The organism is Caulobacter sp. GW821-FHT10C03, assembly GCF_059415485.1.
In genome coordinates, this window is sequence record NZ_JBWKNI010000023.1 from 1 (window position 1) to 26,591 (window position 26,591).

At 69.5% G+C, this 26,591-nt stretch carries 26 protein-coding genes; 12 read left to right on the plus strand and 14 right to left on the minus strand.

From position 1 onward, the window contains the following. Positions 1–324: 324 nt before the first annotated feature. The gene (locus AC07NG_RS22030; RefSeq protein WP_494596355.1) at positions 325–1,398 is read right to left on the minus strand and encodes a serine hydrolase domain-containing protein; all 1,074 of its coding nucleotides are present in this window, start codon (positions 1,396–1,398) and stop codon (positions 325–327) included. 183 nt (positions 1,399–1,581) lie between these two features. On the opposite strand from AC07NG_RS22030, the gene AC07NG_RS22035 reads away from it, so the two are divergent. The 4 genes from AC07NG_RS22035 (at position 1,582) to AC07NG_RS22050 (ending at position 5,354) form a co-directional block, all read left to right on the plus strand. Further along, positions 1,582–3,096: an aldehyde dehydrogenase family protein gene (locus AC07NG_RS22035; RefSeq protein WP_494596357.1), complete on the plus strand. Its 1,515-nt coding sequence runs from the start codon at positions 1,582–1,584 to the stop codon at positions 3,094–3,096. Then, on the plus strand, positions 3,096–3,884 hold the full coding sequence (locus tag AC07NG_RS22040) for an alpha/beta hydrolase (protein WP_494596358.1): 789 nt from the start codon (positions 3,096–3,098) through the stop codon (positions 3,882–3,884). Before AC07NG_RS22035 ends, AC07NG_RS22040 begins: the two co-directional genes overlap by 1 nt. Before the next feature lie 90 nt (positions 3,885–3,974). Continuing rightward, positions 3,975–5,021, plus strand: a complete 1,047-nt coding sequence (locus AC07NG_RS22045) for a class I SAM-dependent methyltransferase (protein WP_492854895.1) — start codon at positions 3,975–3,977, stop codon at positions 5,019–5,021. A gap of 24 nt (positions 5,022–5,045) precedes the next feature. Further along, entirely contained in the window at positions 5,046–5,354 is a 309-nt protein-coding gene (locus tag AC07NG_RS22050) for a hypothetical protein (protein ID WP_110121739.1), read from the plus strand. Between the two features lie 312 nt (positions 5,355–5,666). On the opposite strand, the gene AC07NG_RS22055 is transcribed toward AC07NG_RS22050, so the two are convergent. The 7 genes from AC07NG_RS22055 to AC07NG_RS22085 form a co-directional block, all read right to left on the minus strand. Further along, on the minus strand, positions 5,667–7,250 hold the full coding sequence (locus tag AC07NG_RS22055) for an FAD-binding oxidoreductase (protein ID WP_494596359.1): 1,584 nt from the start codon (positions 7,248–7,250) through the stop codon (positions 5,667–5,669). Positions 7,251–7,277: 27 nt separating this feature from the next. Further along, positions 7,278–7,649, minus strand: coding sequence for a hypothetical protein (locus tag AC07NG_RS22060; protein WP_101714787.1), 372 nt, complete (start codon positions 7,647–7,649; stop codon positions 7,278–7,280). Between the two features lie 38 nt (positions 7,650–7,687). Then, entirely contained in the window at positions 7,688–8,911 is a 1,224-nt protein-coding gene (locus AC07NG_RS22065; protein WP_492854897.1) for a class I SAM-dependent methyltransferase, read from the minus strand. A 381-nt stretch (positions 8,912–9,292) separates the two neighbouring features. Further along, positions 9,293–10,462, minus strand: coding sequence for an FAD-dependent monooxygenase (locus AC07NG_RS22070; RefSeq protein ID WP_494596361.1), 1,170 nt, complete (start codon positions 10,460–10,462; stop codon positions 9,293–9,295). Positions 10,463–10,477: 15 nt separating this feature from the next. Beyond that, positions 10,478–11,350, minus strand: a complete 873-nt coding sequence (locus AC07NG_RS22075) for an isocitrate lyase/PEP mutase family protein (RefSeq protein ID WP_494596362.1) — start codon at positions 11,348–11,350, stop codon at positions 10,478–10,480. Beyond that, positions 11,347–12,264 carry a polysaccharide deacetylase family protein gene (locus tag AC07NG_RS22080; RefSeq protein ID WP_494596364.1) on the minus strand — a complete coding sequence of 306 codons (918 nt, stop codon included), beginning with the start codon at positions 12,262–12,264 and terminating at the stop codon, positions 11,347–11,349. Before AC07NG_RS22080 ends, AC07NG_RS22075 begins: the two co-directional genes overlap by 4 nt. An 18-nt stretch (positions 12,265–12,282) precedes the next feature. Beyond that, positions 12,283–13,029 (minus strand): maleate cis-trans isomerase family protein, encoded by a 747-nt coding sequence (locus AC07NG_RS22085; RefSeq protein ID WP_492854901.1) that lies wholly within the window; start codon positions 13,027–13,029, stop codon positions 12,283–12,285. A gap of 177 nt (positions 13,030–13,206) precedes the next feature. On the opposite strand from AC07NG_RS22085, the gene AC07NG_RS22090 reads away from it, so the two are divergent. The 4 genes from AC07NG_RS22090 (at position 13,207) to AC07NG_RS22105 (ending at position 15,900) form a co-directional block, all read left to right on the plus strand. Next, a complete protein-coding gene (locus AC07NG_RS22090; protein WP_494596365.1) occupies positions 13,207–13,497 on the plus strand; it encodes a DUF1330 domain-containing protein in 291 nt (96 codons plus the stop codon). Between the two features lie 71 nt (positions 13,498–13,568). Next, positions 13,569–14,768 carry an FAD-dependent oxidoreductase gene (locus AC07NG_RS22095; RefSeq protein WP_110121748.1) on the plus strand — a complete coding sequence of 400 codons (1,200 nt, stop codon included), beginning with the start codon at positions 13,569–13,571 and terminating at the stop codon, positions 14,766–14,768. Positions 14,769–14,781: 13 nt separating this feature from the next. Further along, on the plus strand, positions 14,782–15,405 hold the full coding sequence (locus AC07NG_RS22100; protein ID WP_494596367.1) for a glutathione S-transferase family protein: 624 nt from the start codon (positions 14,782–14,784) through the stop codon (positions 15,403–15,405). A 108-nt stretch (positions 15,406–15,513) separates the two neighbouring features. Further along, the gene (locus AC07NG_RS22105; protein ID WP_494596369.1) at positions 15,514–15,900 is read left to right on the plus strand and encodes a response regulator; all 387 of its coding nucleotides are present in this window, start codon (positions 15,514–15,516) and stop codon (positions 15,898–15,900) included. A gap of 217 nt (positions 15,901–16,117) precedes the next feature. Here the strand turns inward: AC07NG_RS22105 and AC07NG_RS22110 are convergent, their stop codons facing one another. Continuing rightward, positions 16,118–16,834, minus strand: coding sequence for an SDR family oxidoreductase (locus tag AC07NG_RS22110; RefSeq protein WP_494596371.1), 717 nt, complete (start codon positions 16,832–16,834; stop codon positions 16,118–16,120). 163 nt (positions 16,835–16,997) lie between these two features. Between AC07NG_RS22110 and AC07NG_RS22115 the strand changes: the two genes are divergently transcribed. Continuing rightward, positions 16,998–18,839, plus strand: coding sequence for an alpha/beta fold hydrolase (locus tag AC07NG_RS22115; protein ID WP_494596373.1), 1,842 nt, complete (start codon positions 16,998–17,000; stop codon positions 18,837–18,839). 249 nt (positions 18,840–19,088) lie between these two features. Here AC07NG_RS22115 and AC07NG_RS22120 read toward each other — a convergent pair whose 3' ends face one another. From AC07NG_RS22120 to AC07NG_RS22135, 4 genes are all read right to left on the minus strand, one after another. Further along, on the minus strand, positions 19,089–19,964 hold the full coding sequence (locus tag AC07NG_RS22120) for a VOC family protein (protein ID WP_494596375.1): 876 nt from the start codon (positions 19,962–19,964) through the stop codon (positions 19,089–19,091). A 19-nt stretch (positions 19,965–19,983) separates the two neighbouring features. Beyond that, the gene (locus AC07NG_RS22125) at positions 19,984–20,340 is read right to left on the minus strand and encodes a hypothetical protein (RefSeq protein WP_494596376.1); all 357 of its coding nucleotides are present in this window, start codon (positions 20,338–20,340) and stop codon (positions 19,984–19,986) included. After that, positions 20,337–21,563, minus strand: coding sequence for a class I SAM-dependent methyltransferase (locus tag AC07NG_RS22130; RefSeq protein WP_494596377.1), 1,227 nt, complete (start codon positions 21,561–21,563; stop codon positions 20,337–20,339). The genes AC07NG_RS22125 and AC07NG_RS22130 overlap by 4 nt, the downstream gene beginning before the upstream one ends. A gap of 79 nt (positions 21,564–21,642) precedes the next feature. After that, positions 21,643–22,944, minus strand: a complete 1,302-nt coding sequence (locus tag AC07NG_RS22135; RefSeq protein ID WP_494596378.1) for an MFS transporter — start codon at positions 22,942–22,944, stop codon at positions 21,643–21,645. A gap of 90 nt (positions 22,945–23,034) precedes the next feature. Between AC07NG_RS22135 and AC07NG_RS22140 the strand changes: the two genes are divergently transcribed. Continuing rightward, on the plus strand, positions 23,035–24,273 hold the full coding sequence (locus AC07NG_RS22140; protein ID WP_494596379.1) for a CaiB/BaiF CoA transferase family protein: 1,239 nt from the start codon (positions 23,035–23,037) through the stop codon (positions 24,271–24,273). 169 nt (positions 24,274–24,442) lie between these two features. Here AC07NG_RS22140 and AC07NG_RS22145 read toward each other — a convergent pair whose 3' ends face one another. Next, on the minus strand, positions 24,443–25,036 hold the full coding sequence (locus tag AC07NG_RS22145) for a CAP domain-containing protein (RefSeq protein WP_492854911.1): 594 nt from the start codon (positions 25,034–25,036) through the stop codon (positions 24,443–24,445). Between the two features lie 180 nt (positions 25,037–25,216). Between AC07NG_RS22145 and AC07NG_RS22150 the strand changes: the two genes are divergently transcribed. Next, positions 25,217–25,873: a hypothetical protein gene (locus AC07NG_RS22150; protein WP_492854912.1), complete on the plus strand. Its 657-nt coding sequence runs from the start codon at positions 25,217–25,219 to the stop codon at positions 25,871–25,873. 11 nt (positions 25,874–25,884) lie between these two features. Then, entirely contained in the window at positions 25,885–26,571 is a 687-nt protein-coding gene (locus AC07NG_RS22155; protein ID WP_494596380.1) for an isochorismatase family protein, read from the plus strand. Positions 26,572–26,591 lie beyond the last annotated feature (20 nt).

The following is a 26,591-nucleotide window of genomic DNA, read 5'->3' on the forward strand; positions in this document are numbered from 1 at the left end:
TGCGGCGAGACGGGGTTATTATGCGGGTGGTTTGAGCGCGTCTGATCCAGAGCGGTGAGAAAGTTGTAAGGGGTTGGATTGGTTGGGGTTTGATCTGAGCTCGACGGGGATCCAGCTTCGTCTGTCCCCGTCAGCAGACCTCCAACCGTAAAATCCCCGCGAAAGCGGGGACCCAGGCTTTTTCTGAAACGCGTGGCGCTCGACGATAAAACACCTGGGTCCCCGCTTTCGCGGGGATTTTACGGGGAGGGCGTTCGGCGGGTTGGAAGCTGAGAACGCCCCCCTCCGGCCCTTCGGGCCACCTCCCCCAGAGGGGGAGGATCTCTAAGCCATACCCTCGACGATCAGGTTCGGCAGCGCCGCGTCGTCGAAGTCGAGCCTCGGCCGGCCGATGCGCACGATGACGAGGTCCCGCGACGGCGAGACGTAGACGCGCTGGCCGCCGAAACCGTCGAAATAGATGAGGTCGTCGGCGATGAACGGCGCGGAGTGCGGGGCGGCGTAGGCGGTGGAGGGGCCGTAGAGGCGCTTGCCGTTCTCGATGGGGGCGGCGCGCCAGACCAGCAGGCCGTAGGCGGGGTTGAGCGGGTTCTCGGCGGTGATCGTGGCGATCCAGTCGGCCGGCAGCACCTGGCGGCCGTCGATCTGGCCGCCGCCGGCGACCAGACGGCCCAGCTGAAGCCAGTCGCGAGCCCGGGCCTGGAGGCCGGCGAAGAAGCGGGGCTCGCCGTCCTCGCGCTCGACCCACAGCCGCGCGTCGGCGCCGCCCATCGGACCCCACAGCGCCTTCGACAGATAGGTCGCCGCGTCGCCCAGCCCCTTGGCCGCGACGGCGCGCGACAGGGCCAGGCCCGCCACCTGGGCGGCGACGTTGTAGTAGTCGAAGACCTCGCCGGACGGCCGCTGCGCCTGGACGGAGAGGGCGGTCTCGCTGATGCGGTCGCCGAGCATCAGGGCCAGGGCCACCGGATCGCCCTTGTCGAGGCTGTGCACGGTGAGACCCGAGCTCATGCCCAAGAGGTGGCGCAGCGGGATCTGGCCGCGCGGATCGTCGCGCCATTCGGCGATGTAGAGGCCGAGCGGATCGTCGATCGAGCCGATCGCCCCGTCGCGGATGGCCGCGCCGTAGAGCAGGCCCAGCGCCGACTTGTGCATCGAGAAGGTCTCGAACAGGCTGTCCTTGGTGACGTGCGGAGCGTAGGCCTCGTGGCGCAGCGCGCCGCCGGACCAGACCAGCAGGGCCAGGCCGTCATAGCTGTCGGAGAAGGCCTGGGCCGCGTCGAGGGCGGCCTGCGAGACCCCGCCGGCGACGACCGGTGAGGCGTCCGGCGCGGCCGCGCCGGCGACGGGTCGCAAGGGGGCGTAGCCGTGGATCTCGTCCACGCCGCGTCCGTTCATCGTCGTCATCCCAAGCCCCCGGAACCGTCACTGAAAACCCCGTGACCCTAGGCTCTAGCGCGGTTCGCAAACGGTTGCGCGCAAAGGCGCCCGCACAGCGGATAGGCGTTCTGTGACCCCTGTGAATCGAGGTCGCGAGGACTAGCGTCGAGCCTGGAATTTCAGCGTCCCGGGGAATGCGCCATGACCTTCGTCGTCCGTTCGGTCGAACCTCAGACGGAGGGGGCGAAGGCCTTCCTCGCCAAGCGTCGCAAGCAGCTCTTCATCGGCGGCGCCTGGGTCGACGCCCATGGCGGCGACACCTTCCCGACCAAGGATCCGGCCACCGGCGTCGTCCTGGCCGAGATCGCCAAGGGCGGGGCGGCCGATGTCGACGCCGCCGTGGCCGCCGCGCGCAAGGCCTTCGACGGCGGCGAGTGGCCCTCGCTCACCCCCATGCAGCGCTCGCGCCTGCTGTGGACCCTGGCCGACCTGATCGAGGCCAATATCGACGAACTGGCCGAGCTGGAGACGCTTGACCAGGGCAAGCCGCTGTATGTCGGCCGCTGGGCCGAGATCCCGGGGGCGGTGAACCAGTTCCGCTACTATGCGGGCCTGGCGACGGCCATCGAGGGCCGCACGATCGACAGCTCGATCAACTATCAGCCGGCCGGCAAGCAGATGGCCAGCTGGACCCTGCGCGAGCCGGTGGGCGTGGTCGCCGCCATCGTGCCGTGGAACTCGCCGCTGGTGCTGACGGCCATGAAGCTGGCGCCGGCCCTGGCCGCGGGCTGCACCGTGGTGCTCAAGCCCGCCGAAGACACCTCGCTGACCGCCGTGCGTCTGGCCGAACTGGTGCAGCAGGCCGGCTTCCCGGCGGGCGTGCTGAACCTGGTGACGGGCCTGGGCGGCGAGGCGGGCGCGGCCCTGGCCGCGCACCATGACGTCGACAAGGTGGCCTTCACCGGCTCGACCCCGACGGGGCGGGCGATCCTCGACGCGGCCAAGGGCAACCTCAAGAAGGTCAGCCTGGAGCTGGGCGGCAAGTCGCCGGTGGTGATCCTGCCCGACGCCGACCTGGATCTGGCAATCCCCGGCGCGGCCAACGCCATCTTCTTCAACGCCGGCCAGGTCTGCGTGGCCGGCTCGCGGCTCTACGCCCACCGCTCGATCTACGACCGGGTGGTCGAGGGCGTCGCGGCCCAGGCCAAGGGCTTGCAACTGGGCCATGGCCTGGATCCGGCGACCCACATGGGCCCGCTGGTGTCGCGCAAGCAGGCCGACCGCGTGGCCGGCTTCGTGGCCGGCGCGGCGGCGGCCGGCGCCGAGGTGCTGACCGGCGGCGTGCAGGGCGGCGACGAGGGCACGTTCGTGACCCCGGCCGTGGTGGCGCGGGTCACCCCCGACATGGCCATCGTCCGCGAGGAGGTGTTCGGCCCGGTCGTCGTCGTCCAGGCCTATGACGAGATCGACGAGGTGGTGGCCGCCGCCAACGACAGCGAGTTCGGCCTGGCGGCCAGCATCTGGACCGAGAGCCTGTCGCACGCCCACCGCCTGTCGCGCCGCATCAAGGCCGGCACAGTGTGGATCAACTGCCACTCGATGTACGACAACGCCCTGCCGATCGGCGGGGTCAAGGCCTCGGGCTGGGGGCGCGACAGCGGCCAGGTCGCCCTCGACGGCTACCTGGAATGGAAGACGGTCTGCGCGGTCGTCTGATGAGCCTGGACATCGTCGAGATCGCCGTCGGCGATCGCACCGTGGGCCTCGCCGTGGCGCGGCCCGCCGGGCCGGCCAAGGCCGCGGTTTCCTTCTCGCACGGGGCCTTCTCGGCGCCGGGCAAGTATGCGGCCCTGCTGGAAGGCTGGGCGGCGCGGGGCCTGCTGGTCGCAGCGCCCCTGCATGTCGACAGCACCGACCACCCGCAGCGCGAGGCCTACGACCAGGGCGCCGTCTGGCGCACGCGGCTGGAGGACCAGGCCGCGACCCTGGACTGGCTGGCCGGGCAGGGGCGTTTCGGCCTCGCCGCCGCCGGGCACTCGTTCGGGGCCTTGCTGGCCCTGGCGGCCGGCGGGGCCAGCGTGCTGGCGCCGCCCGGCGCGCCGACGCTCGACAGCCGGGTGAAGGCCGTGGTCGCCCTGTCGCCGCCGCCCGCCACGCCGCCGCTGATTTCGGTCGAGGGTTTCGCGAGCACGACCGCGCCGCTGCTGGTGCAGACCGGCGACGCCGACGTGCTGCCCGGGTTCGTCGATGACTGGCGCCTGCGCCTGATCGCCTATGAGGCTCCGTCGCCGGGGGATCGCCACGCGCTCGTGCTGCCTGGTGTCGATCACTATTTCGGCGGGCTGATCTGCCGGCCGGAGCTGCCGGGACCCGCGCAGGCCGAGGGACTGGCGCAGGCGATCGCGGCTTCGGCCGACCTGGTGCTCGCCCACGCCGCCGGCGACGCCGAAGCCGCCGCGCGCTTGGCCGCACGGGCCGCCGATCCGAGCTTCACCACCCGCTGACCGTTCTGCGGATAGCGGGTCCGCCGGACCTTTCAGGACGTTTCGGCGGGGGTAAAGTCCTTCATCGAAACAAGGTTTTAGAGGTGCGTCATGGAAGCTCCGGCACTGGCCCAGCGCGGTCGCGCGTCGCTCGATTTCCAGGCGGGCGTATCGAAGGCGACCTTCGGCCTGCACTTCGCCTCCGAGGCGGAACTGGCCATGAAGGGCGTCAACGCCCAGACCCTGCCCGACGACATGGATGAGCGCCACGCGCTGGTCGTCGAGACCCTGGCCGACTCCAAGATCTTCAAGATCCGCGAGCTGTTCGGCGAATGGGCCTCGCGCACCCACGGCGCGCACTGCGACGAAGCCTTCGAGGAGCGCCGCGCGGTTCTCGAGCCCTACCTCAAGACCCTCGACGAAGGCCCGGCCACGCTGGACTACGGCGACGGCGAGACCCCGCCCAGCTACTGGAGCAAGGTCTGGTTCCACCGCACCACCGGCGGCTGGGACCACATCGACCACACCGGCTACGTCCATGGCGAACTGGTGCACAAGCAGCTGGTGGCGCGTGGCTATGGCGGCGACATCTTCGGCCAGCGCCGGGCGGCCGCCCAGCAGGCCCCGCGCCGCGACTACAAGGAAATCCTCGATATCGGCTGCGGCTCGGGCCACTTCACCCAGGCCCTGCAGGAAACCTTCCCGGAAGCCCAGATCACCGGCATCGACTGGTCGGCCCGCATGCTCGAACAGGCCCGCCGCGTGGCCAACGAGAAGGGCTGGAACTGGAAGCTGATGGTCAAGGGCGGCGAGAACTCCGGTTTCGCCGACGAGAGCTTCGATCTCGTGACCACCTTCATCCTGTTCCACGAGGCCCCGCCGCGGATCATCAAGTCGATCCTGGAAGAGGCCTTCCGGATGCTGAAGCCGGGCGGCGACATCATCATGGCCGACGTGCCCCGCTACGCCGAGATCGATAAGATGGCGTCCTGGCGCTACGACTACCTGGCCAAGTGGGGCGGCGAGCCCTACTGGCGCGCCTCGGCGAGCATGGACCTGGTGCAGATCTGCAAGGACATCGGCTTCGTCGACGTCGAGGGCGCCACCCAGGCCCCGACCCACGCCTACTACGTGCTGCGCGCCCACAAGCCCGCCTGATCCTTCCGACAACGAGCGAGCGACATGAACGCGATGACTCCGAAGACCTTCGAGCGCCCGATCTCCGAGCCGGTGAACCGCCGGATGCTGACCGCCGACCAGATCGACGACCTGGGCGAGGCGATCCTGTCCCTGACCCGCGAGGTCTGGGTGCTGACCGACCGCGTGCACGTGCTTGAAGCCGTGCTGGAAAGCCACGGCGTGCTGGCCAATGCGGAAGTCGACAACTTCCAGCCGGGCCCTGAGCTGCAGGCCCAGCTGAACGCCAAGCGCGACGCCATCGTCCAGAACCTGCTGCGTTCCCTGCGGGCGGCGCCCGAGGCGCGCAGCTAAAGAGTCCCCGCTGCATCTGCGCAGTGAGAGCCTGGCGCGGTCGGAAACGACCGCGCCTTTTTTTGTGCGTGGGTGGGAGAGGCGGCGCTCTTTGAAACCTCTCCCATGGGGAGAGGGAGGGGCCCGCGCCGGAGGCGTGGGAGGGTGAGGGGGTATGCCGTTGGCGGTCCCATCCCCTGGCCTGATTGGCCGACGCTTCTGATGTTCGATCGTGGATCTGTCGGTGAGGGTGTAACCCCTCACCCTCCCAGGCTTCGCCTGGGCCCCTCCCTCTCCCTATGGGAGAGGTTCTCCAAAGATGGGAGAGGTCTGTTAAAGCCCCAGCGCCCCGGGGTTCATCACCCCCTTCGGATCCACCGCCGCCTTGACCGCGCGCACCAGATCCAGCGCCGGGCGCTCCAGCACATCGGCGTACGGGTAGAGCTTGCCGAGCTGGAAGTGCACGGCGTCGTGCTGGCCGTAGAGCGCGATGATCTGGGCCTTGAGCCTGTGCACGAAGGCCGTGGTCTCGGGATCCTCGGCGTACTGGGGCAGGCTGGCCAGGTGCTCGGCCGGCAGGACGCCGGCGTGGTAGGCGGTCTGCTCGCCGGGCCAGTAGAGGGCCACCTCGTAGAGGAAGCCGGACGGGCGCAGCACCTCGAACATGCCGCCGCGCCAGACGCCGCGGGCGGTCATTTCCTCGGCGTGGCTGGCGTACAGGGCCTCGAGCGCCGCGTGGAAGGCGGCGACCTGGCTGTGGGGCAGGACGCCGTTCATCGGGGCCCAGCGCTCGCCCTTGGGACCGAGCACGTTGTAGAGCGGGGCGAACGGCATGCCGCGCACGATGGTCGGCATGGTGTTGGGGATCTCGACCCCCTCGGCCGTCATCAGGGTGCGCAGGCGATCCAGCCGCGCCTTGGCCTCGCGGTCATCGACCCCTTCGAGGATGTAGTGGACCATGTACTCGGCCTTGCGCAGGGCGCGGTCGCCGGCCAGGGCCATTTTGGTCAGCTGGCGCAGGCCGGCGGCCAGCGACGGCGAGCTCTTCAGCACGGTCAGGGCCATCTGCACGACGGCGGCGTTGTCCTGGCGGGCGATCTGGCCCTGGGCCAGCGGCGCGTCGATGGCGAAGTGCTCGTCGTCGAGATTCTCCAGCGCCGCCGCCCGCATGGCGCGGGCCAGGCTGGGCAAGTCGGAGAAGGCGAACGAGGCGCACTGGAAGGCGGGCTTCCTGGCGATCAGCGGCAGGGTGATGCGCGCCTTGATCCCGAGCGCGCCGCAGTCGCCCAGGAACAGGCCGCACAGGTCGGGGCCATACCAGCGGGCGAAGGGCGAGCCGCCGCGAGCGGCCGAGCCGGTGCGCAGCAGCGAGCCGTCGGCGATCACCACGTCGAGCGACACGGCCGACTCCGCCGAGCTGCCGAACTGGCCCGACCCATGGCTGATGGCGTGCTGCGACATCGACCCGCCGATCGTGGCGGCCAGGCCCGAGAACGGGCCGAAGAACGGGGTGCGCAAACCCAGCGGATCAAGGGCGTCCTTCAGCTGAGCCCAGGTCACCCCGGTCTCGACCGTGACATAGGCGTCGGTCTGGTTGATCTCGACGATGCGGGAAAGGGCGCCGGTGTCGATCAGCACGGTGTCGGCGCGGGTCGCCAGATAGCCGTCGGTATAGGAGGCGCCGCCGCCGCGCGGGACGATGGCGACCCCGGCCGCGGCCGCCTCGCGCACGACCGCCTGTAGTTGCTCGACGTCGGCCGGACGGACCACGGCCAGCGGCGTCTCCAGGGTGCGATAGACGTCGGTGGCGAAGGGCAGGGCGGCCTCGCCCGTCAGGACGCCGTCCTTGCCGACGATCGCCTCCAGGCGGGCGAGGAGGCCAGCGGCGGCTGGGGCGGTACGCGTCTTGACGGGCATAGGCTCTACTCAGATCAGGTCTTGGGATCAGGTCTTGGCGATGTCTTCGATGGTGGCGCGGAAGCGCTCGGCCGTGTCGGCCGCGGCGGCTTCCGAGGCGTCCTTGCGGGCCAGGTAGAACAGGCGGCCCAGGAAGTCCTGGCGCCAGGCCTCGCGGGCCTCCAGGGCGGCCTGGTCGAGCTGCAGGGCCTCGATCTCGGCGGCCAGGTCCAGGCCCTTGGCAGCGTGGACGCGTTCGGCGGAATCGAGGCGGTCGTGCAGCACGGCCAGTTCGTTGGCCAGGACCATGATCATCGACATGGCCTGGTCGAGGCCCGGGGCCTCGTAGAACTGAGGGCGCTTGCCCTTGGCGTCGCGGATGACGTGCGGGCGCTCGGCCTGCGGAGCGTGGGCGTTCATCGTGTTGTTTCCCAAAAAAACTAGGAGCCGAACTGTGCTCAGGCCTTGCGGGCGATCAGGACTTCCCAGCCGCCGCCGGGGGCGTATTCGCCGGCGGCGAACTCACGGTCGGAGACCGCCGCGCTGGCGTCCTCGCTGTAGCCGGCGGCCTGCTGGGCCACGAACTCCATGATCGCCATCGGGGCGGTGTCGAACTTGACGCTTTCGGGCGGGAAGCCGGCGGCCTTGGCCAGGGCGACCTGGTCGGTCTCGCGCATGGCGCCCCAGAAGGGCTCGTTGTTGTACCAGGTCTCGTTGTCGAGGATGAACTGGGTGAACGGGTCCATGTTGTCGAACGGCGGAAGATCCGCGTGGATCATGTAGCCGCCGGGCGCCAGCAGGCGGTGGCATTCGTTGAAGATGCGCGGCATGGCCTTGCCGGACGTCTCGTGCAGCAGGATGTGGCTGACGATGAGGTCGAAGGAGCCGTCCTCGAAACGGGTCTCCTCGGCGTTCATCTGGGCGAAGTTGACTTCGAGGCCCAGGCCCGCGGCGCGAGCGTGGGCGTAGCGCACCTGAGGGGCGGCGACGTCGACGCCCCAGACTTCGGCGTCAGGGAACAGTTCCTTGTAGGGCAGGGTCGAGTGGCCGACCGTGCAGCCCAGATCCAGGATCCGCTTGGGCTTGAAGCCGTCGAGGCGACGGTTGACGTAGTTGCAGACCGAGCGGCCCATGTCGTCGTTGAACGGGCCCATATAGCCCATGGCGTAGAGATAGACGCCGCGGTCGTAGAGGGCGCCGGTCGAGATGTCGTCCGGGGTCACCGCGCCGGCATAGCCGCCGGGCATGCAGTGGATGTCGATCGAGGTGACGTAGCGCGGGGTCTCGAACGCCTCGGGCAGGTCGAGCTTGCCCTTGGCCGAGGCCGACAGGCCGCGGGCCTTCTCGATCAGGTCGGGCAGTTCGCGGTCGATCGTGACGTTGGTCGATTCCCAGAGCAGTTCCTGGGCGATGCGGTTGGCCGCCGCGTAGTGCTGGAAGTAGAGGTCCTTGACCATGGCCGAACGGATGTCGCGGCGGTCGGCGGGGGCGCGGCCATGCTCGCGCTCGAAGGCCTTGGCGGCGCGGACGCCGAACACGGGACCCAGGCCCGGCAGCAGACCCTGCTGGATGAACTGCTTGAAGCTCTTGGTGAATTCCTGGCGCGACGCTTCGTCGTGGGTCGGCTTGGGCAGGATCGGATGGTCGATCTGCTGGAAGGTGTTGAGCATCTCGGCGGACATGGCGGCCTCCAAACAGCCGGCCCGGAAGGGCGGCGCGAACTGACGCTAATCTGAAGGGGACCGATCAGTCAAAATATTGCGTTCAACGGATGCTCCGCTAGGCGGTCAGCACGCGGGGGAGGCAGGTGGTTAGTGTTCGGAGGCGCCCGGAAAATCCCTCTCTCTGAGAGAGAGGGAGGGGCGCGCCGCCGGAGGCGGGGGGAGGGTGAGAGGTTTCACCTTTGGCAGAAAAGGCCTGATCCCCTCGTCGGGGGCCGGGACGCAAAAGTCTTCGTCAGCCGGTGGAGCCAGACGGCGCTTAGTTCGGAGAGTTTGTTACCTCTCACCCTCCCGCCGCTGCGCGGCGGGCCCCTCCCTCTCTCAAAGAGAGAGGGATCATTCTCAGACCTGCACCGCCCCCGCATCGTACGCGAACAGGCCCAGGGTCTCTTCGTTCTTGATTTCGGTCATGCCGTAGAGGTGGGCCTCGTCGCCTTCCAGGCGGTCGGCGTTGAGGTTCGACTCGACCTGGATGAAGCCGCAGCGCTCCTTGCGGGCGGCCTCGTAGCGGGCCAGGGCCTCGGGGACGTCGGACGCGGCCTCGAAGGCGCGGGCCAGGACGAGGGCGTCCTCGATGGCGGCGGCGGCGCCTTGGCCCAGGAACGGGGTCATGGCGTGGGCGGCGTCGCCCAGCAGGGCCACGCGGCCGCCGCGCACCCAGGTCTTCAGCGGCTGGCGGGCGAAGACGGCCCACTTGTAGAGGGCGGCCGGGTCGATGGTGTCGAGCAGGGCATGGACGTCGCTGCTCCAGCCCTCGAAGGTCTTGCGCAGGTCGGCCAGGTCGGCGCGGATCGTCCAGCCTTCCTCGGCCCAGCCCTCCTGGCGGGCGAAGAACACCAGATTCAGCAGAGTCGAGTTGCGCAGCGGATAGCGCACGGCCATGCGGCCCGGGCCGATGTGAATGCCGGGGAAGTGGGCCAGATCCTCGAGCAGCGGACCCTCGACCGGCACGATGGCGCGCCAGACGACGTGGCCGGTGAAGTGCGGCTCGCCCGGGTCGAAGCCCTTGCGGACGCCCGACTTCACGCCGTCGGCGCCGATCACCGCGTCGCCCTTGATTTCAGTCCCGTCGGCCAGGACGGCGATCGCGCCGTCCGCGGTCGGCTCGGCGCTCACGCAAGGGCTGGACAGGCGCACCGTAGCGCGGCCGGTGGCCTCCAGGGCCTCGACCAGGATGGCGTGCAGGTCGGCGCGGTGGATGTAGACGTAGGGCGCGCCGTAGAGGTCGCGCACCTTCTGGCCGCGCTCGAAGGCGACCAGGTCGCGGCCGTCGGCCCAGTGCTGCACCCGCTGGCGCTGGGGCTCGACCCCGGCCGTGGTGATGGCCTCGGCTAGGCCCAGGTGGTGGTAGACGCGCATGGCGTTGGGGGCGAGCGTTACGCCGGCGCCGATCTCGCCCAGGGCCGGGGCCTGTTCCAGCACCTCGACGGTGTGGCCGGCGCGGGCCAGGGCGATGGCCGCGGTCAGGCCGCCGATGCCGGCGCCGGCGACGATCAGGTGCTGGGGACGCATGGGTAGTCTCCGAACTTAAGCGTAGGTCGCCGCGTCGGCCAGCAGGGCGTCCAGCCCGGCGACCGCGTTGAGGCGAGGAAGGTCGAGAATGTCGAGGCCGTCGGTCGTGCCTTCGGACCGCAGCTTGGCGAGCCATTCGGGCGCGTAGCGGGCCAGGCCGTGCAGCAGCAGCATCGGATGCAGGGCGATGGCGAAGCCGAGCTCCTGCAGCTCCGCGCCCGTGCGTACGGCGGTGATCCCGCCCTCGACGAGGTTGTGGACCAAGGGCACGCGGGCGGCGAAACGGTCGGCCACGGCCTTTGTCTCTTCCAGGGTGCGGGGACCCTCGACGAAGACGATGTCGGCGCCGGCCTCCAGATAGGCCTCGGCGCGATCCATGGCGGCTTGCGGGCCTTCGACGCCCAGGGCGTCCGTGCGGGCGACGACCAGGGTCTGCGAGCGGGCGTCGAGCGCGGCGCGGACCTTGCCGACCATTTCGGGCAGCGGGATCACGCCCTTGCCGCGCATGTGGCCGCAGCGCTTGGGAAAGGTCTGGTCCTCGAGCTGCACGGCGGCGGCGCCGGCGCGTTCGAGCACCTTGACCGTCCGCTGGGTGTTCAGCGCGTTGCCAAAGCCGGTGTCGATGTCGACGATCAGCGGGATCTCGACGCGGTCGGCGATGGCCCGCACCGCGTCGGCCAGCTCGCCGACGCCGACCAGGCCGACGTCGGGACGGCCAAGGCGGGCCAGCGACAGCGCCGCGCCCGACAGGAAAGCCGCCTCGAAGCCGGCCTGCTCGACCAGCAGGGCCGAGAAGCCGTCGTAGCAGCCCGGCGCGGCCAGCAGCCGGCGGCGGCCGTCGGGGCCGGCCGCCAGCCGCTCGCGCAGGCGCTGGGCCGAGCTGTTCACTGGCCTGCGCCCGTCGGGATGTGGCTCTCGTGGTTGGCCAGATACCAGTCGGCGATCTCCTCGCGGGTGGCGAACCACACGCCCGGCAGGCTCTTGGCGTGCTGGATGAACTCGCGCAGGGCGCGGATCCGATAGGCCCGGCCCGAGACGTGCGGGTGCAAACCAACGTTCATCAGCCGGCCCGAGGTGGCGCCTTCCTTGTAGAGGACGTTCAGTTCCTCGATCAGCACGTCGCGGTATTCGTCGGTGGTGTGGCCGCGGCGGGTGAGCAGGGTGAAGTCGTTGATCTCGTTGGAATAGGGCGTCGAGACGATCGGGCCGTTGGGCGTGCGCAGCAGGTAGGGCTGATCGTCGTTGAGCAGGTCGCAATAGAAGGTGCAGCCGTGCTCGGCCAGGATGTCGGCGGTCTGCAGCGTGCCGCGCAGGGACGAGGACAGCCAGCCCTTGGCCCGCTTGCCGACGAAGCGCTCGTATTGCTCCAGCGAGCGCAGGACGATGTCGCGCTCCTTGGCCGGGTCATGGGCGAAGTCGGTCAGCAGTTCGCCCTGTTCCCAGTTGTGGGCCAGAAGCTCCCAGCCACGCTCCAGGCAGGCGTCGGTCATGGCCTTGCGGCGCTCGAAGGTCACCGCGTTGGTGGTGCAGCTGGCCTTGATCCCCATCTCGTCGAAGAGGTCGAACAGGCGCCAGATGCCCACCCGCTGGCCGTATTCGCGCCAGGTGTAGTTGGGGAAGTCGGGCGTATCGCCGGCCAGCACGTCGGGCAGGATCGGCGGCCCGCCGGCGTAGTACTTCTCCTTGGTCGGCTTGGTGAGGTCCCAGGTCTCCAGGTTGAAGGTCAGGACCAGGGCCACGCGCGCGCCGTTCGGCCAGGTCAGCGGCTTGCGGTGCGGAAGCGGAACGTAATCGTATTCCATACTGATGCCCTTTGATCCTTAGTGCTCGAGCAGGAGCGAGCCGAAGCCGTCGATCTTGTCGGTAATTCCCATGCTCCGAAGAGCATGCCAGTAAGTGGCGGTGTTGATGGCCACGACCGGCTTTTCCAGCCAGAACTCGGCAATGCCGGCGACCTTGGCGAAGGCCAGGTTGGTGCCGCACTGGACGACGGCGTCAGCGCCTTCGGACACCTCGATGGCCGCGCGCTTCAGCGTCTGCGGGCTCTCGTGGGCGATCAGCATCGGGGAGGGCGATTTCAGGCCCTTCACCTGGGTGACTTCGTAGCCCAGGTCCTCGAAGAACTTGCGCACCTGGTTGTCGCCGACCGGCATGTAGGGGGTGATGACCCCGATCTTCTTGATGCCGCCATAGGCCTTCAGCGCCGCATCGACGGCGGTGGAGCCCATCACGACCGGGACGCCCTTGGTGCGCTCCAGCATGCGCTGGGTCAGGCGCTCGGCGCCGTCCGCGCCGTCCCAGAAGGTTTCGGCCGACATGCCCATGACCACGCAGGCCGGGTCCATGCTCATGGCGACGTCGACGCTGTCCATCGTCGCGTCGCGAATGTTCTGCAGCATCACCATGAACGACTCGTCGTCGGTGACCTTGGTGTCCGGAATGGCGATCCGCTGGAAGTGGTTGGTGACGCCGCGCGGGCGCATGTCGTCGTATTCGGGCTGGACGCTCGTGTTGGTCGACGGCGCGATCACCGCATACTTCAGGCGGTGTCCCAATGAATCCGGCATGACGCTTCCCTCGACGTTTCGATGGCCGAGGAATGGCAAAGCCGGATCGTCCGCGCCGCAGCCCAGCGGCCGATATCCGCCCGGCGGATAGGAAAAAGCGCCGGGGAAGCGGGATGGGCGGGCGTCGCTAGGGTCGTCGTTGAACCACAACGGAAATTCTCCCCGGGGGACGAGACCATGGCCGCTTTTATCATCGCGACGACCGTCATCACCGACGCGCCCCGCTTCGGGGAATATGTGAAGGCCATCGCCGGCCTCGCCGAGCGCTTCGGTGGCGAGACCTATGTGCGGGGGCCGGTCACCGAGGTCCTGGAGGGCGAGGTGCCCGAGGGCGAGCGCGTGATCGTCACCCGCTATCCCGACGCCGCGGCCGCCAAGGCCTACCTGTATTCGCCGGAGTACCAGGCCGCCAAGGTCCTGCGCCAGGGCGCCGGCACCGTCGTGGTCCGCATGATCGTCGTCGACTGAGATTGACGCGTGTGACGGGGCGCGTGGGGAAGCCGCGCCCGCACCCGCCGACCAAAAACTAGCGAGGTTCCGTGGAACGATTCCAAGTCGTCGTAGCGGGCGCCGGGCCCGTGGGCTCGGTGGCCGCCTATCGGCTGGCGCAGCTCGGCGTCGATGTGTTGCTGCTGGAGAGCGCGCCGCGCTGTCCCGAGGACCTTCGGGCCTCGACCATGCATCCGCCGACGCTCGACATGATGAAGGCGCTGGGCGTGCTGGAGGACCTGGAGGCCCAGGGCCTGCGCGCGCCGGTCTATCACTATCGCAACCGCACGACGGGCGAGGTGCTGGCCTTCGACATGGGCGAGCTGTCCGATATCAGCGAGCATCCGTACCGGCTGCAATGCGAGCAGTTCAAGCTGGCGCGTCTGCTGACCGAGAAGCTGGCCGGCCACCCCAACGGGCAGGTGCGGTTCTCGCATCGCCTGGCCCACTTCACCCAGGACGACCAGGGCGTCACCGTCTCGATCGAGGCGCCGTTCGGCATCGAGCAGGTGCGCTGCGACTATCTGATCGGCGCCGACGGGGCCAATTCGATCGTCCGCAAGTGGCTGGACATCGAGTTCGAGGGCTTCACCTATCCGGAGAAGTTCCTGACCCTGTCGACCGACTGGCCGCTGGAGGACCACTTCAACGGGCTGGCCCACGTCAACTACGTGGCCGATCCCAAGGAATGGTGCGTGCTGCTGCGGGTGCCGTCGCTGTGGCGGATCCTGGTGCCGGCCAATGGCGACGAGAGCGACGAAAGCCTGCTGTCGGACGCCAAGAAGGCCGAGGTGCTGGGCGGGCTGATCGGCGACGGCGAGACCGTGCAGACCGTGCACCGCACGCTCTACAAGGTGCACCAGCGGGTGGCCAAGACCTACCATGTGGGTCGGGTGCTGCTGGCGGGCGACGCCGCCCACCTCAACAATCCGCTGGGCGGGTTCGGCATGAACTCGGGCATCCACGACGTCTGGAGCCTGACCGAAAAGCTGGTCGCCATCCTGCAGGACAAGGCCGATCCGGAGAAGCTGCTGCCGCTCTACGACCGCCAGCGGCGGGCGGTGATGCACAAGTTCATCCAGACCCAGACCATCGCCAACAAGGCGGCGATGGAGGCCGGCACCGCCGAGGCCTATGCCGAGCGCGAGGCCAAGATGCGCCAGATCCTGGCCGACCCGGACCAGCGCCGCGAGTACCTGCTGCTGCAGTCGATGTACAAGAGCCTAGAGCTCGAAGCGGCCACGGCCTGAGGAGCTTGCAGCGATGATCCAGTTCTACACCGTCAACACGGCCAACGGCCAGAAGGCGCGGATCGTGCTGGAGGAGACGGGGCTGGCCTATGCTGCCACCCCGATCGACCTGATGGCCGGCGAGCACAAGCAGGCCGCCTACAAGGCGCTGAGCCCGTTCGGCAAGGCGCCGGCCATCGTCGATCCCGACGGGCCGGACGGCGCGCCGATCGTGGTCTCGGAGACCCTGGCCATCGCCTGGTACCTGGCCGAGAAGGCCGGCGGCGCGCTGCTGCCCAAGGGACCGGCCGAACAGGCCGAGTTCCTGATGTGGGCCTCGGCGGTGTCGTCGTCGGTGGCCGGCGCCTTCACCAACCAGTTCGTGGCGACCTTCCTGGCGCCCGAGAAGACGCCGTGGCTGATCGAGCGCTCGATCGCCGACTGCCACGAGCAGCTGGCGGCGTTCGACGCGCGTCTTTCGACCCGCGACTACATGCTGGGCGGGCGGTTCACGATCCTCGACGCGCTGTTCTTCCCGGTGGTCGCCAATTCGGCCAAGCGGCTGGAGGGCGGGTTGGAGCCTTATCCGAACCTGGCCCGCTACGAGGCCTTCGTCGGCGCGCGCGCCGGCGTGCAGCGGGGCATGGCTTACGGCTGAACGGAAAGCAGCCGGAGCGAACCAGCCCCGGCTGCAACCTCCGCGCCGTTTTCGACCGCAAAGCCTTGTGAGAGTGTGGCTTGCACGGTTAACGCGCAACGAGGCCGCATGGAGCGCAACTGGATCAAGGGGCGGGTGTTCGTGGTCGATGACGACCCGGTGCTGCTCGCCTTCCTCGAAGGGGCGCTGGCCAAGTCCGGCTATCTCGTCCAGGCGTTCGAAACCGCCCGCAGCGCTCTGCACGCCGCGGCGATGGACAAGCCCGCGATCTGGCTGATCGACATCCGCATGCCCGACGTCGACGGCACCGAACTGCTGAAGATGCTGCGCGCCAGCGACGAGCATCGCGAGACGCCGGTTGTCATGCTGACCGGCGACGGGCGCCTGGACCGCATCGCCGCCGCCATGGGCGCGGGCGCGACCACCTACCTCCTCAAGCCGTTCTCGCCGCAGCAGGTGGTGGAGAAGGTCTATGCGGTGCTGAACTTGCGGTAGGGGGCTTATCCCAACACCTCTCCCATGGGGAGAGGGAGGGGCCCGCGCGAAGCGTGGGAGGGTGAGGGGGTACGACGTGAGCCGTCCGTCCCTCGCCTTCGCGGCAGATGTTTGTTTCGCTTGATCGTGGATTTATCGGTGAGGGTGTAACCCCTCACCCTCCCAGGCTATCGCCTGGGCCCCTCCCTCTCCCTATGGGAGAGGTGGATTTCTGACCTCACCACGCCACCTCGGCTCCCGCCAGATCCAGGAACTTGCCCGTATCCTCCAGGCTCAACCCGGCGATCACCTTCTGCTGGCCGGCGACGCTTTCCTCGACGGAGTAGGGGGCGTCGGGGCCGCCGAGGGCGGTGCGGGTCCAGCCGGGGGCCATGGCGATGACCGTGACGCCGTCGCCCTTCAGCTCCACGGCCAGGCCCTTGGCCAGCATGTTCAGCGCCGCCTTGGACGAGCGGTAAGCGTGCGAGCCGCCGTAGACATTGGTTCCGATCGAGGCCAGGCCGCTGGACATCATGACGATGGTCTTGGTCTCGCCGGCCTTGAGGTTGTCGATCAGGGCGGCGGTGATGCGGAACGGCGATACGACGTTGGTGGCCAGGATGTCGGCCCAGATGTCGTAGTCCATGCCGGACAGGGTCTGGTGGGCCATGCCGTCGGGCAGGGGGATGGGGCCGTAGGTGCCGGCGTTGTTGATCAGCACATCGATGGCCACGCCCTTGAGCCGCTCGGCCAGGGCGGCGACGGACGCGGCGTCGTTCACCGACAGGGCCTCGATGCGGACCTTGCCCGGATGGGCGGCGGCGATGGCTTGCAGCTCGGCGGCCGCGCCCGGATCGCGGCAGGTGGCGATGACGTCAGCGCCGGCGGCGGCGTATTGGCGGACGTGCTCCAGGCCGATGCCGCGATTGGCGCCGGTGATCAGGACCGTGGTCATGGCGTGCTCTCTTGTTCGTTGCTGCGCCGACTTGAACCGGTCGGAAAGGCGAGGGCGAGGCGGCGGCGATCTTCGCCGCTGTGCGGATAACGGCCTCGGGCGAGGGGAGCCGGCGAGGGCCGGGCGCTAGGACCGAGGCTCGAAGATTCCCGCTGGAGCCCCCGTGACGCTCATCCGCAAAGCCTATGCCGATACGCCCGCCGGCCAGGTGCACCTGCGCCGGGTGGACGGGCCTGGCGATCCGATCGTGCTTCTGCACCGCACCCCGGTCAGCTCGGCCTGTTTCGACGGCGTGCTGGCTCGCCTGGCCGGTCGCCGCGCGGCGATCGCGCTGGACACGCCCGGCTTTGGCCAGTCGTTCAAGCCCGAGGGCCTGCCCTCGACGGTGGAGTACGGCGCCTGGCTGCTGGCGGCCCTGGACGCCCTGGGCGTCGAGCGTTTCCACCTGGCCGGCCACCATACCGGCACCCACATCGGCGCCGAGATCGCCGTGGCCGCGCCCGACCGCGTGCGCTCGCTGCTGCTGAACGGCGTGCTGTTCGCCACCGCCGAGGAGCGCGAGATGTTCCGCGCCCAGGTCGGCCAGGCCGCGCCGATCGACGCGCACGGCGCCTATCTGATCCAGTCCTGGGGAACGATGAAGGGGTTGCTGCCCCGCTTCGACGCCCAGCTGGTGCAGACCGAGTTCCTGGGCGCGATCGGCGCGCCGGACGGCCGCAACCAGGCCTTCGGGGCGATCTTCGACCAGGACTTCGCCAGCGTCTTCGCGGGCGTGACCTGCCCGGTGACCGTGCTGCAGGCGGCGGACGATCCGCTGGCCGGCTTCGTCGGCCGCATCCGCAAGGCCCGCCCGGGCGTGGTGGTCACCACCCAGGGCAAGACCGGCGTCGCCGCACCCGAGCTGGAACCCGAGATCTTCGCCGAGACCCTGCTGGCCTTCGCGGCCGGTGTCGAAACCACGCCTCCGAACAGCCCCCTTCAGTGGACCCCGCCCATGACCAATCGCCGTTTCTCCCTCGTCCGCGCCGGCCAGGGCTTCGAGCTGGCCGATAGCATCGTGTCGGTCCCGACGCCGGGTTCGGGCGAGGTGCTGGTGCGGGTGCGCGCCGTGGCCCTGAATCGCCGCGACGTGATGATCCGCCAGGGCTGGTATCCGGTAGGAGAGGCCGACGGCTTCACCCCGCTGTCGGACGCCGCCGGCGAGATCGTCGCGGTCGGTGAAGGCGTCGAGGGCCTGGCCGTGGGCGACCGCGTCGCCTCGACCTTCTTCCAGAACTGGGCCGGCGGCCGCATCACCTTCCCGGCGGTGATCTCGTCGCTGGGCGCGGGCGGTGCCGGTGTGCTGGCCGAGCACGTGGTGCTGTCGGCCGGCGGAGTGGTGAAGCTGCCCGACAGTCTCGACTTCGTGCAGGGCGCGACCCTGACCTGCTCGGGCGTCACCGCCTGGTCCTCGCTGGTCACGCACGGCGGCCTTCAGGCCGGCGACTGGGTGGTGACGCTTGGCACCGGCGGCGTCTCCCTGTGGGGCCTGCAGATCGCAAAGGCCTTCGGGGCCAAGGTGGCCGTGGTCGGCGGCGACGACGCCAAGCTGGCCCGCGCGGCGCAGCTGGGCGCCGACCTGACGGTGAACTACCGCACCACGCCCGACTGGGAGGTCCCGGTGAAGGAGGCCTCGTTCGGCGGCGTGCAGCACGCCCTGGAACTGGGCGGCGCCGGCACCCTGGCCAAGTCGCAAGGCGCGCTCGGCGTCGGCGGCCACGTGGCCGTCATCGGCGCCCTGGACGGCTTCGGCGGGACGCTGGACGCCTCGGCCATGGTCATGGCCGCCCAGCGCGCCACGGCGATCTCGGTCGGCTCGCGCGCCGATCACCAGGCGCTGTCGGATTTCGTGACGGCCAAGGGCATCGTCCCGCAGGTCGACAGTGTGTTCGCGTTGGACGCCATCGAGGGCGCCTACGCCCGCGCCGACAAGGGGGCGTTCGGCAAGGTGGTGGTGACGCTGTAGCGTTGTTGGACCCCTCTCTCTTAGAGAGAGGGAGGGGCCCATGGCGAAGCCATGGGAGGGTGAGAGGTTACACCCTCACAGAACAAGGCGCGGTCGTTCGGCCGCGCCTTTCTTGTTTTTCAGTTGTTTGATGGCCGCGTTGCTGTCGTCGGAACGGTGAGAGATCCACGCGGCCGACGGCGTACCCTCTCACCCTCCCACCGCTTGCGCGGCGGGCCCCTCCCTCTCTCCATGAGAGAGGGTTTGGAGTCAGGCTTCCACCACCTCGACCAGCGCCCCGCCCGGCGCGCGCAGCACGCCGGCGCGTTTGCCGCCGTAGACGGCGCCGTCGCGGACCGTGGGGGCGATGATCCAGTCGCCCTGGACGCTGTCGAAGTCCGGATGCTTGAGCGTGCAGATGGCGATACCGGGCGGCAGGGCGCCGGCGTGGCCGGGGCGCACCGTGGCTTGCGCCGGGTACTGGTCGAACTCCAGGAAAACGTCCTTCTGATAGGTCGCCGTCGCCAGGGCGTGGCGGCTGTCCTTGGGTAGGTCGAAGGCGTCGTTGATCATGTTGTAGACGATGGTCATCGGCGCGCCGACGTCCAGGCCCAGGGTCTGGCCGAACCAGGCGCCGCTGGCGTCCATGTCGTCGCTGGCCAGGACCAGGATGAACAGCTTGTCGATCAGGCTGCCGGGGTAGGGCAGGCCGTTGCCGGGCGAGACGATCTCGGTGAGGTAGACGATCTCGCCGTCGGGACCTTTCACCTGCATCGGATGGATGGTGGGCAGGCCGTCGATGCGCTTGGGCGGACCGATGATCTCGAACGGCGCGGACTGCATGCGCTCGTTCACGGCCATGACGTCCTGGCAGCAGATCTCGATCGCCGCCCAGCCGTAGGTGCGCAGGGGCCGGTATTCCGGGACCGGGTCGCCCTCGACGAAGCGCAGGAAGACGTCGGCGCCGCTGGCCGGCTGCAGCACGGCGTAGGGCCGGCCGGCGCTGGCCGGCGCGCCCCAGCTGGCGGCGAGGTCGGCGGGGATCTCGCCCTGCTCGACCACCGTGTAGTCCAGCCATTGGGCGTAGCGCTGCGCGGTCGCGGCGACGTTCGGCGTCACCAGGGTGGCGGCCCTGAGAAGGTTCATCGATCAGATCCTGAAAAAGCTAGTCGCGCAGCTCGACGGCCACGTCTTCGGAGGCGACGTCGCCGGTGGCGACGGCGGCCTCGGCCTCCTGCTGGACGATGCGCAGCACGCGGGCGAGGTACTCCTGCAGCCACAGGCCGCGCTCGGCGGCGGCTTCGGCCGAGGGCTCGAAGCGTTCGATCTGCGCACGGTCGAGGCCGCCTTGGGCTTCGAGAACGCGTTCCAGCGTGTCGAGTCGGGCGCGGGTGACGGCCAGTTCCTGGACCACGGCCATGGTCACGGCCAGCACGCGCTCGACCTCGGGATTGGCGAAGAAATAGGGGCGCTTGCCGGCGGGCTTGGCGCCGGCGTCGGCCAGGGCGTCGGCGATGCTCATTGAGTTTTCCGCGCTCCGATCACGCGCCACGCGGCCTTGCGGCCGTAATCTTCGCTGTCGTCGTCGGCGGCGTCGGGGAAGACCTCGCGGTCGACCACGGCGGTGACGCCGTCATGGATCAGCTCGTCGGCCTCGAAGCCGGCCTCGACCATGCGGGCGTCCAGGTCGATCTCGTGCAGCGTGCTCCAGAAGGGCTCGTTGTTGTAGAAGGCGTCCCAGTCGCGCATGGCCTGCTCGAACAGCGGCATGGTCGGCGCGTACTGCGGCTGCTCGACGTGCAGCACGACGCCGCCCGGGGCCAGCACGCGGCGGCTCTCGGCGAAGATGGCCTTCATCGAGGTCAGCGACAGCTCGTGCAGGAACATGGTGGTCTGCACCCAGTCGAAACTGCCGGTTTCGAAGCGCGACAGGTCGGCGCCGTCGGCCTGGACGAAGCGGATGTTGGTCACGCCCAGCGAGGCGGCGCGGGCGGCGGCGTAGCGCAGCATCGGCCCGCCGACGTCGATGGCCACCACTTCGGCATCCGGGAAGGCCTGGGCGATCGGCAGGACGCTGTGGCCGACGGTGGCGCCGATGTCGAGGATGCGCTTGGGCTTGAAGTCCGGCAGCCGGCGCTTGACCCAGCGCACCACGGCGTGGCCGCCGCCGTCAGAGAAGCGGCCGAGCAGCCCGCCGGTCGTGGCGAAGCCGCCGTGATCGTAGTTGGCGCCGCCCGAGACGTCGCCCTCGAAGCGCTCGACGTGATAGCTGCCGGGCATGCAGTGGTGGTCCACCGCCGACACGTAGCGCGGGATCGTCAGGGTCGGGTCGAGCTCCAGCTGGCCCGAGGCGGCGTTGAGGGCGGCGGCCTTGGCGGCCAGTTCCTCGGCCTGGCGCAGGGTGGTCCAGCGGCCGGCCTGCTGGCGTTGCTCCATGGTCAGGCGGCGCAGGGCCGACCAGGTCTGGAAGGCGGGATCCTTCAGCAGCGCCTTGCGGACCTCGTGGCGATCGTCGGGGGCGCGGCCGTGGGTCTTTTGGAAGGCCGGCTCGACGCGGGTCTCCCAGGCCTGCTTCACGCCGGGGATGAGGCGGGTCGACAGGTGGCGGTTGAGCTGGGCCAGGACGTTCAGCCGCTCGATCTCGTCGTGCGACATCTCGGGAAACACCCCGTGGCGGCCGACCTTGCGATAGTCGGGCGGGCCGTCATAGGCCTGGATCGGCCCCTCGTTGACGCGACCGGTCATGGCGCACTCCTACTGTAGGCGGAAGAGCTTGCGCCGCTCCGGCCGGGTCGGGGCGGACGACGGCGGGAAAATCCGCCTGTCAGGCGCCGGGAACGGCGACCCGCTCGCCGGCGGCGGCCTCGACGCGGGCCTCCTCGACCTCATGGGCGGCGGCGAAGCGGTAGCGGCCCAGGGGGAGCAGGACGAGGCCGCCCAGCACCAGCAGCACGGTCGCCACGACCAGCGACAGCTGGTAGCCGCCGCTGCGGTCGAAATCGGCCCCGAACGCCACCGGCCCCAGGCCCGAGCCCGCCGCATAGGCGCAGTAGAGGCAGCCGTAGAGGGTCGAATAGGATCGCGCTCCGAAATAGCGGGCGATCAGGAAGGCCAGCAGGTCGAACTCCATGCCCGCCGCGACCCCGACCAGGGCGATGGCGACCAGCGCGCCGGTGAAGCCAGGGTCCTGGCCGTGCAGGATCAGGCAGCCCAGGGCTGGCAGGCACAGCAAAACGAGCGCCACGGCCGGGGCCCAGAAGCGATCGACCAGCCAGCCGCCGGCCACGCGTCCGGCGATCACCGACAGGCCGACCACGGGCGCCAGGCTGACGATCTCGGCTTTGCTGAAGCCCTTCAGCTTCAGCATGTTCTCGAGATTGGGCAGCGGGCCGGCGATGGCGAAGGAGAACAGCAGGAAGCCGCTGGCGATCAGCCAGAACTTCGCATCGCGCAGGGCCTCGGGAAGCGTCAGGCCCGGCAGGGGCGCGGTCTCGGTGTGGACGCGGCCGACGCCGGGGTCCTTGAAGGCCAGCAGGGCCACCGGCAGGGCGATGACCAGGGGCAGGGCGCCGGTGACGAGATAGGCCGCGCGCCAGCCGTGGGCCTCGATCATCCACATCAGGAACGGCTTGATCATGAAGCCGAAGACGCCGGTGCCCATCAGGGCGACGCCCAAAGCCAGGCCTTTGTTCAGCTCGAAGCCGTTGTTGACGGCGCGGGTCCAGGTGGTGGGCAGGGTGCCGGCGCCGACCGCGCCCATCAGCGCCCAGTTCAGGTAGAACAGCGGCAGGGCGCCGTTGGTCAGCGAAAAGGCCATGAAGGCGAAGGCGAACAGCACCAGCGAGGCGATCGCCACGGGCCGCACGCCGATCCTGTCGCCCAGCCAGCCGATGATCGGGCCGACGATCATTACGGCCACGGTGGCGACCGGCAGGCCCAGCATGATCGAGGCGAAGCTCCAGCCGAATTCCTTGGCCAGCTGCGGGGCCAGCATGCCGATGCTGTAGAAGGGCAGGGGCGAAAGACCCAGGCCGACGCCCAGCACGACGCTGAGCAGCAGCGGCCAGCCCCTCCGGAACTCGCCTTGCTGGAATTCGCCAGCCTGGTTTTCGGATAGTTTCGCCATCGCCGTTTGCCCCGCCGCGATCACATCGGTAGGCGAGGCAGCCTGGGGCGCTGAACGTCGCCCGCAACAGGAATATCCGGAGCAGTCGCCTTGCGATCAGACGTCAGGCCCGGCGCCGCCCTTTCGGGGGTCAAGGTGCTCGATCTTTCCCGCGTGCTGGCCGGTCCTTGGGCGACCCAGGCCCTGGCCGACATGGGCGCCGAGGTCGTGAAGGTCGAGCGGCCGGGCGTCGGTGACGACACCCGGGCCTGGGGGCCTCCGTTCTTCGAGACGGTGGACGGGGGAAGGGGCGACGCGGCCTATTTCACCTGCGCCAACCGCAACAAGCGCTCGGTGACCATCGACATGGCCGACCCGCGCGGCGCCGACCTGATCCGCCAGATGGCGGCCGAGGCCGACGTGGTGGTCGAGAACTTCAAGGTCGGGGGTCTGGCCAAGTACGGCCTCGACTACGAGAGCCTGGCGAAGATCAATCCGCGTCTCGTCTACTGCTCGATCACGGGGTTTGGCCAGACCGGCCCCTACGCGGCGCGGGCCGGCTACGACTACATGATCCAGGGCATGGGCGGGTTGATGTCGATCACCGGCCAGCCGGACAGGGAGGCGGGCGCTGAGCCGATGAAGGTGGGGGTGGCGGTCGTCGACCTGTTCACCGGCCTCTATGCGGCCAACGCCATCCTCTGCGGCCTGCTGCACGCCCGCGCGACGGGGGAGGGCCAGCACATGGACATCGCCCTGTTCGACGTGCAGGCCGCCGTCCTGGCCAACCAGGCCAGCAACTATTTCGCGACCGGCCAGGCGCCGGGACGCCTGGGCAACGCCCATCCGAATCTGGCGCCCTATCAGGTGTTCGCCACGGCCGACGGGGCGATGGTGCTGGCGGTGGGTAACGACGGCCAGTTCCGGGCCTTCGCCAAGGCGGCCGGTGCGCCCGAGCTTGGCGAGGATCCGCGCTTTGCGACCAACGCCCAGCGGGTGGCGGCGCGGGCGCAGCTGGCCCAGGCCATGGCGCCGATCCTGGCCGGCCGCGAGACCAAGGCCTGGATCGCCCTGCTGGAGGCGGCCGGCGTGCCGTGCGGGCCGATCAACACCATCGACCAGGTGTTCGAAGAGCCGCAGGCGGTGCATCGCGGTCTCGTCGTCGAGCAGGCGCGGGACGATCTCGCCGTTCCGATCCGCACCGTGGCCTCGCCGATCCGGGCGTCGAGGACGCCTGTCGTGGTCGAGCGTCCGCCGCCGAGCCTCGGGGCGGATACGGCGACGGTGCTGAAGGGGCTGGGCAAGAGCGAGGCGGAGATCACCGAGTTGGCGGTGGCGGGGGTGATCTAGCGCCTGTCGATATCTACTGAGCCGACCTCAGATCCGATCTTCCCCGCGAAGGCGGGGATCCAAGCGGGTTTTCGGGATGGGGCGCGGCCGTGGAGCGCCCGCTGACTCGGCTTGGATCTCCGCCTTCGCGGGGATGCTCGGTAAAAAATAGCGGGGGTGATGGAGATCCCTACCGCGCCGCCCGCGCCACGCCTTCGGGCATGGCCCCGGCGAAGTCGATGACGCACATGGCGCCGTACGAGCGGTGGCCGCCGCAGGCGACGCCGGCGCTGCTGTAGCCGGTCGACAGGATGTTGCGGCGGTGGCCGCGGCCGGGCACGCGGCTGTCGACGATCAGCTGGCGCACCACGTCGCGCGGATCCTCGTAGCCGTAGGAGATGTTCTCGGCCGACATGCCGGCATAGACGCCGTACTTGCGCAGCCGCTGGCCCAGGCTTCCGCTCGCGCCGTGGCCGACGTCGCCGCGCGAGCCTTGGACGCGGGCGTGGTCGCGGGCCGCGTCGTCGATGCGCCCGTCCGAGGTGAGCGGCGGCAGGGGGCGCTGGCGCTGCAGCTCGGCGACGGCCTCGTCCAACGCCTGAGGATCCTCGCGATAGAGGCCCTGGTCGCGGCTCAGTTCGCGGGCGTAGGCCTGGGGGTTGGTCCGCACATAGTTGATCTCGTCGAGCACCGCCTGCTCATGGGTCTGGGCGGCGGCCGTCTGGGGCAAGGCAAGCAGCAGCAAGCCGGCGAGCGCCAGCACTGGGCGACGGTAAGAACGCATGGGTACCTACAAGATCGGAAAGCCCCTCGGTCTGTGCCTTAGCACGCTTCTTCGGATTCGCACGGCGCCGCCGAACGTCGCGGGCGTAGGGATATCCGCGAGGCGATAAAATCGGCGACGAGCCGCCCCGGCGCCCGGCGAGGCGGCATCAAGGCGGCACGACAACCGCCGGATTCCACGATGCTTCTCGCCCTGCTGACGCTGCTGCACGTGCTGGTCTTCGTCTACTGGCTGGGCGGGGACCTGGGGGCCTTCTACATCTCGCGCTACCTGACCGACCCGGCGCGGACGGTGAAGGAGCGGGGCCTGGCCCTGCGCGTGCTCAACGATATCGACATGGCGCCGCGCACCTGCCTGATCCTGGCCCTGCCGACGGGCCTGACCCTGGCCACGGTCAAGGGCTGGTGGGACGTCTCGCCGGTGGCCGTGGCGGCGGTCTGGGCGCTGTGCCTGTTCTGGCTGATCATGGCCTGGAGCATCCACATCCACCACAGCCCGCCCAAGGCCGGGATCCGCCGCATCGACATCGCCATCCGCTGGGCCGTGCTGGCGGGCCTGGGCGGCTACGCGCTCGCCAGCCTGGCGGGCCTCGTAGCCGCGCCGTTGTTCATCGCCCTGAAGATGCTGATCCTGGCGATCGCCATCTCCTGCGGCCTGCTGATCCGCCGCCAGCTGGCGCCGCTGGGCGCGCCGGTGACCACCATGCTGACCACCGGCCCGACGCCGGAAAGCGACGCGGCGATCAGCGCCGTGCTGGAGGCCACGCGTCCCGTGGTGCTGACCCTCTGGGTCCTGCTGATCGGGGCCGCGTTCCTCGGCCTCTTCACCCCAACCTGACGGAGCTCGCCATGACCCTGCGTTTCGAACCGACCATGGTGGCCGAGGACAAGACCGCCCGGCAGCTCTACGAGGCGGTGAAGGCCAATCCGGCCCGCGCCCGCTTCGGCTTCGGGTCCAAGGCGGCGGTGGTCAATATTGACTTCCAGCAGGCCTATACCCGGCCAGACCTGTTCCCCAAGAGCGCCTACGTCACCGATCCCGACCAGATCGCCCACGTCAACCGCCTGTCGGCCCTGGCCCGCGCGCGCGGCATGCCGGTGATCTGGACGCGGGTGATGTACAAGCCCGACGGCGGCGACGCCGGCGTCTGGGGCACGCGCACCGACACGCCCGACAGCCTGCAGAACATCAAGCAGGACAGCGAACGCCACGCCTTCGACCCGCGTGTCGAGATCGATGCGGCCGTGGACCTCGTCTACGACAAGCGCATGCCCAGCGCCTTCTTCGAGAGCCCGCTGCAGAGCTATCTGGTCTGGCACAAGGTCGACACCGTGATCCTGACCGGCGGCTCGACCAGCGGCTGCGTGCGGGCCAGCGCGGTGGAAAGCCTGTCGCGCGGCTACCGCACCATCGTTCCCGAGCAGTGCGTGGCCGACAAGCACGAGAGCTACCACTTCGCGAACCTGACGGATCTGCAGTTGAAATATGCCGACGTGGTGGACGTGGAAGAGGCGGCGGCCTGGCTGAAGGGGTGAGAGGACCTCAGCCGTCTAAG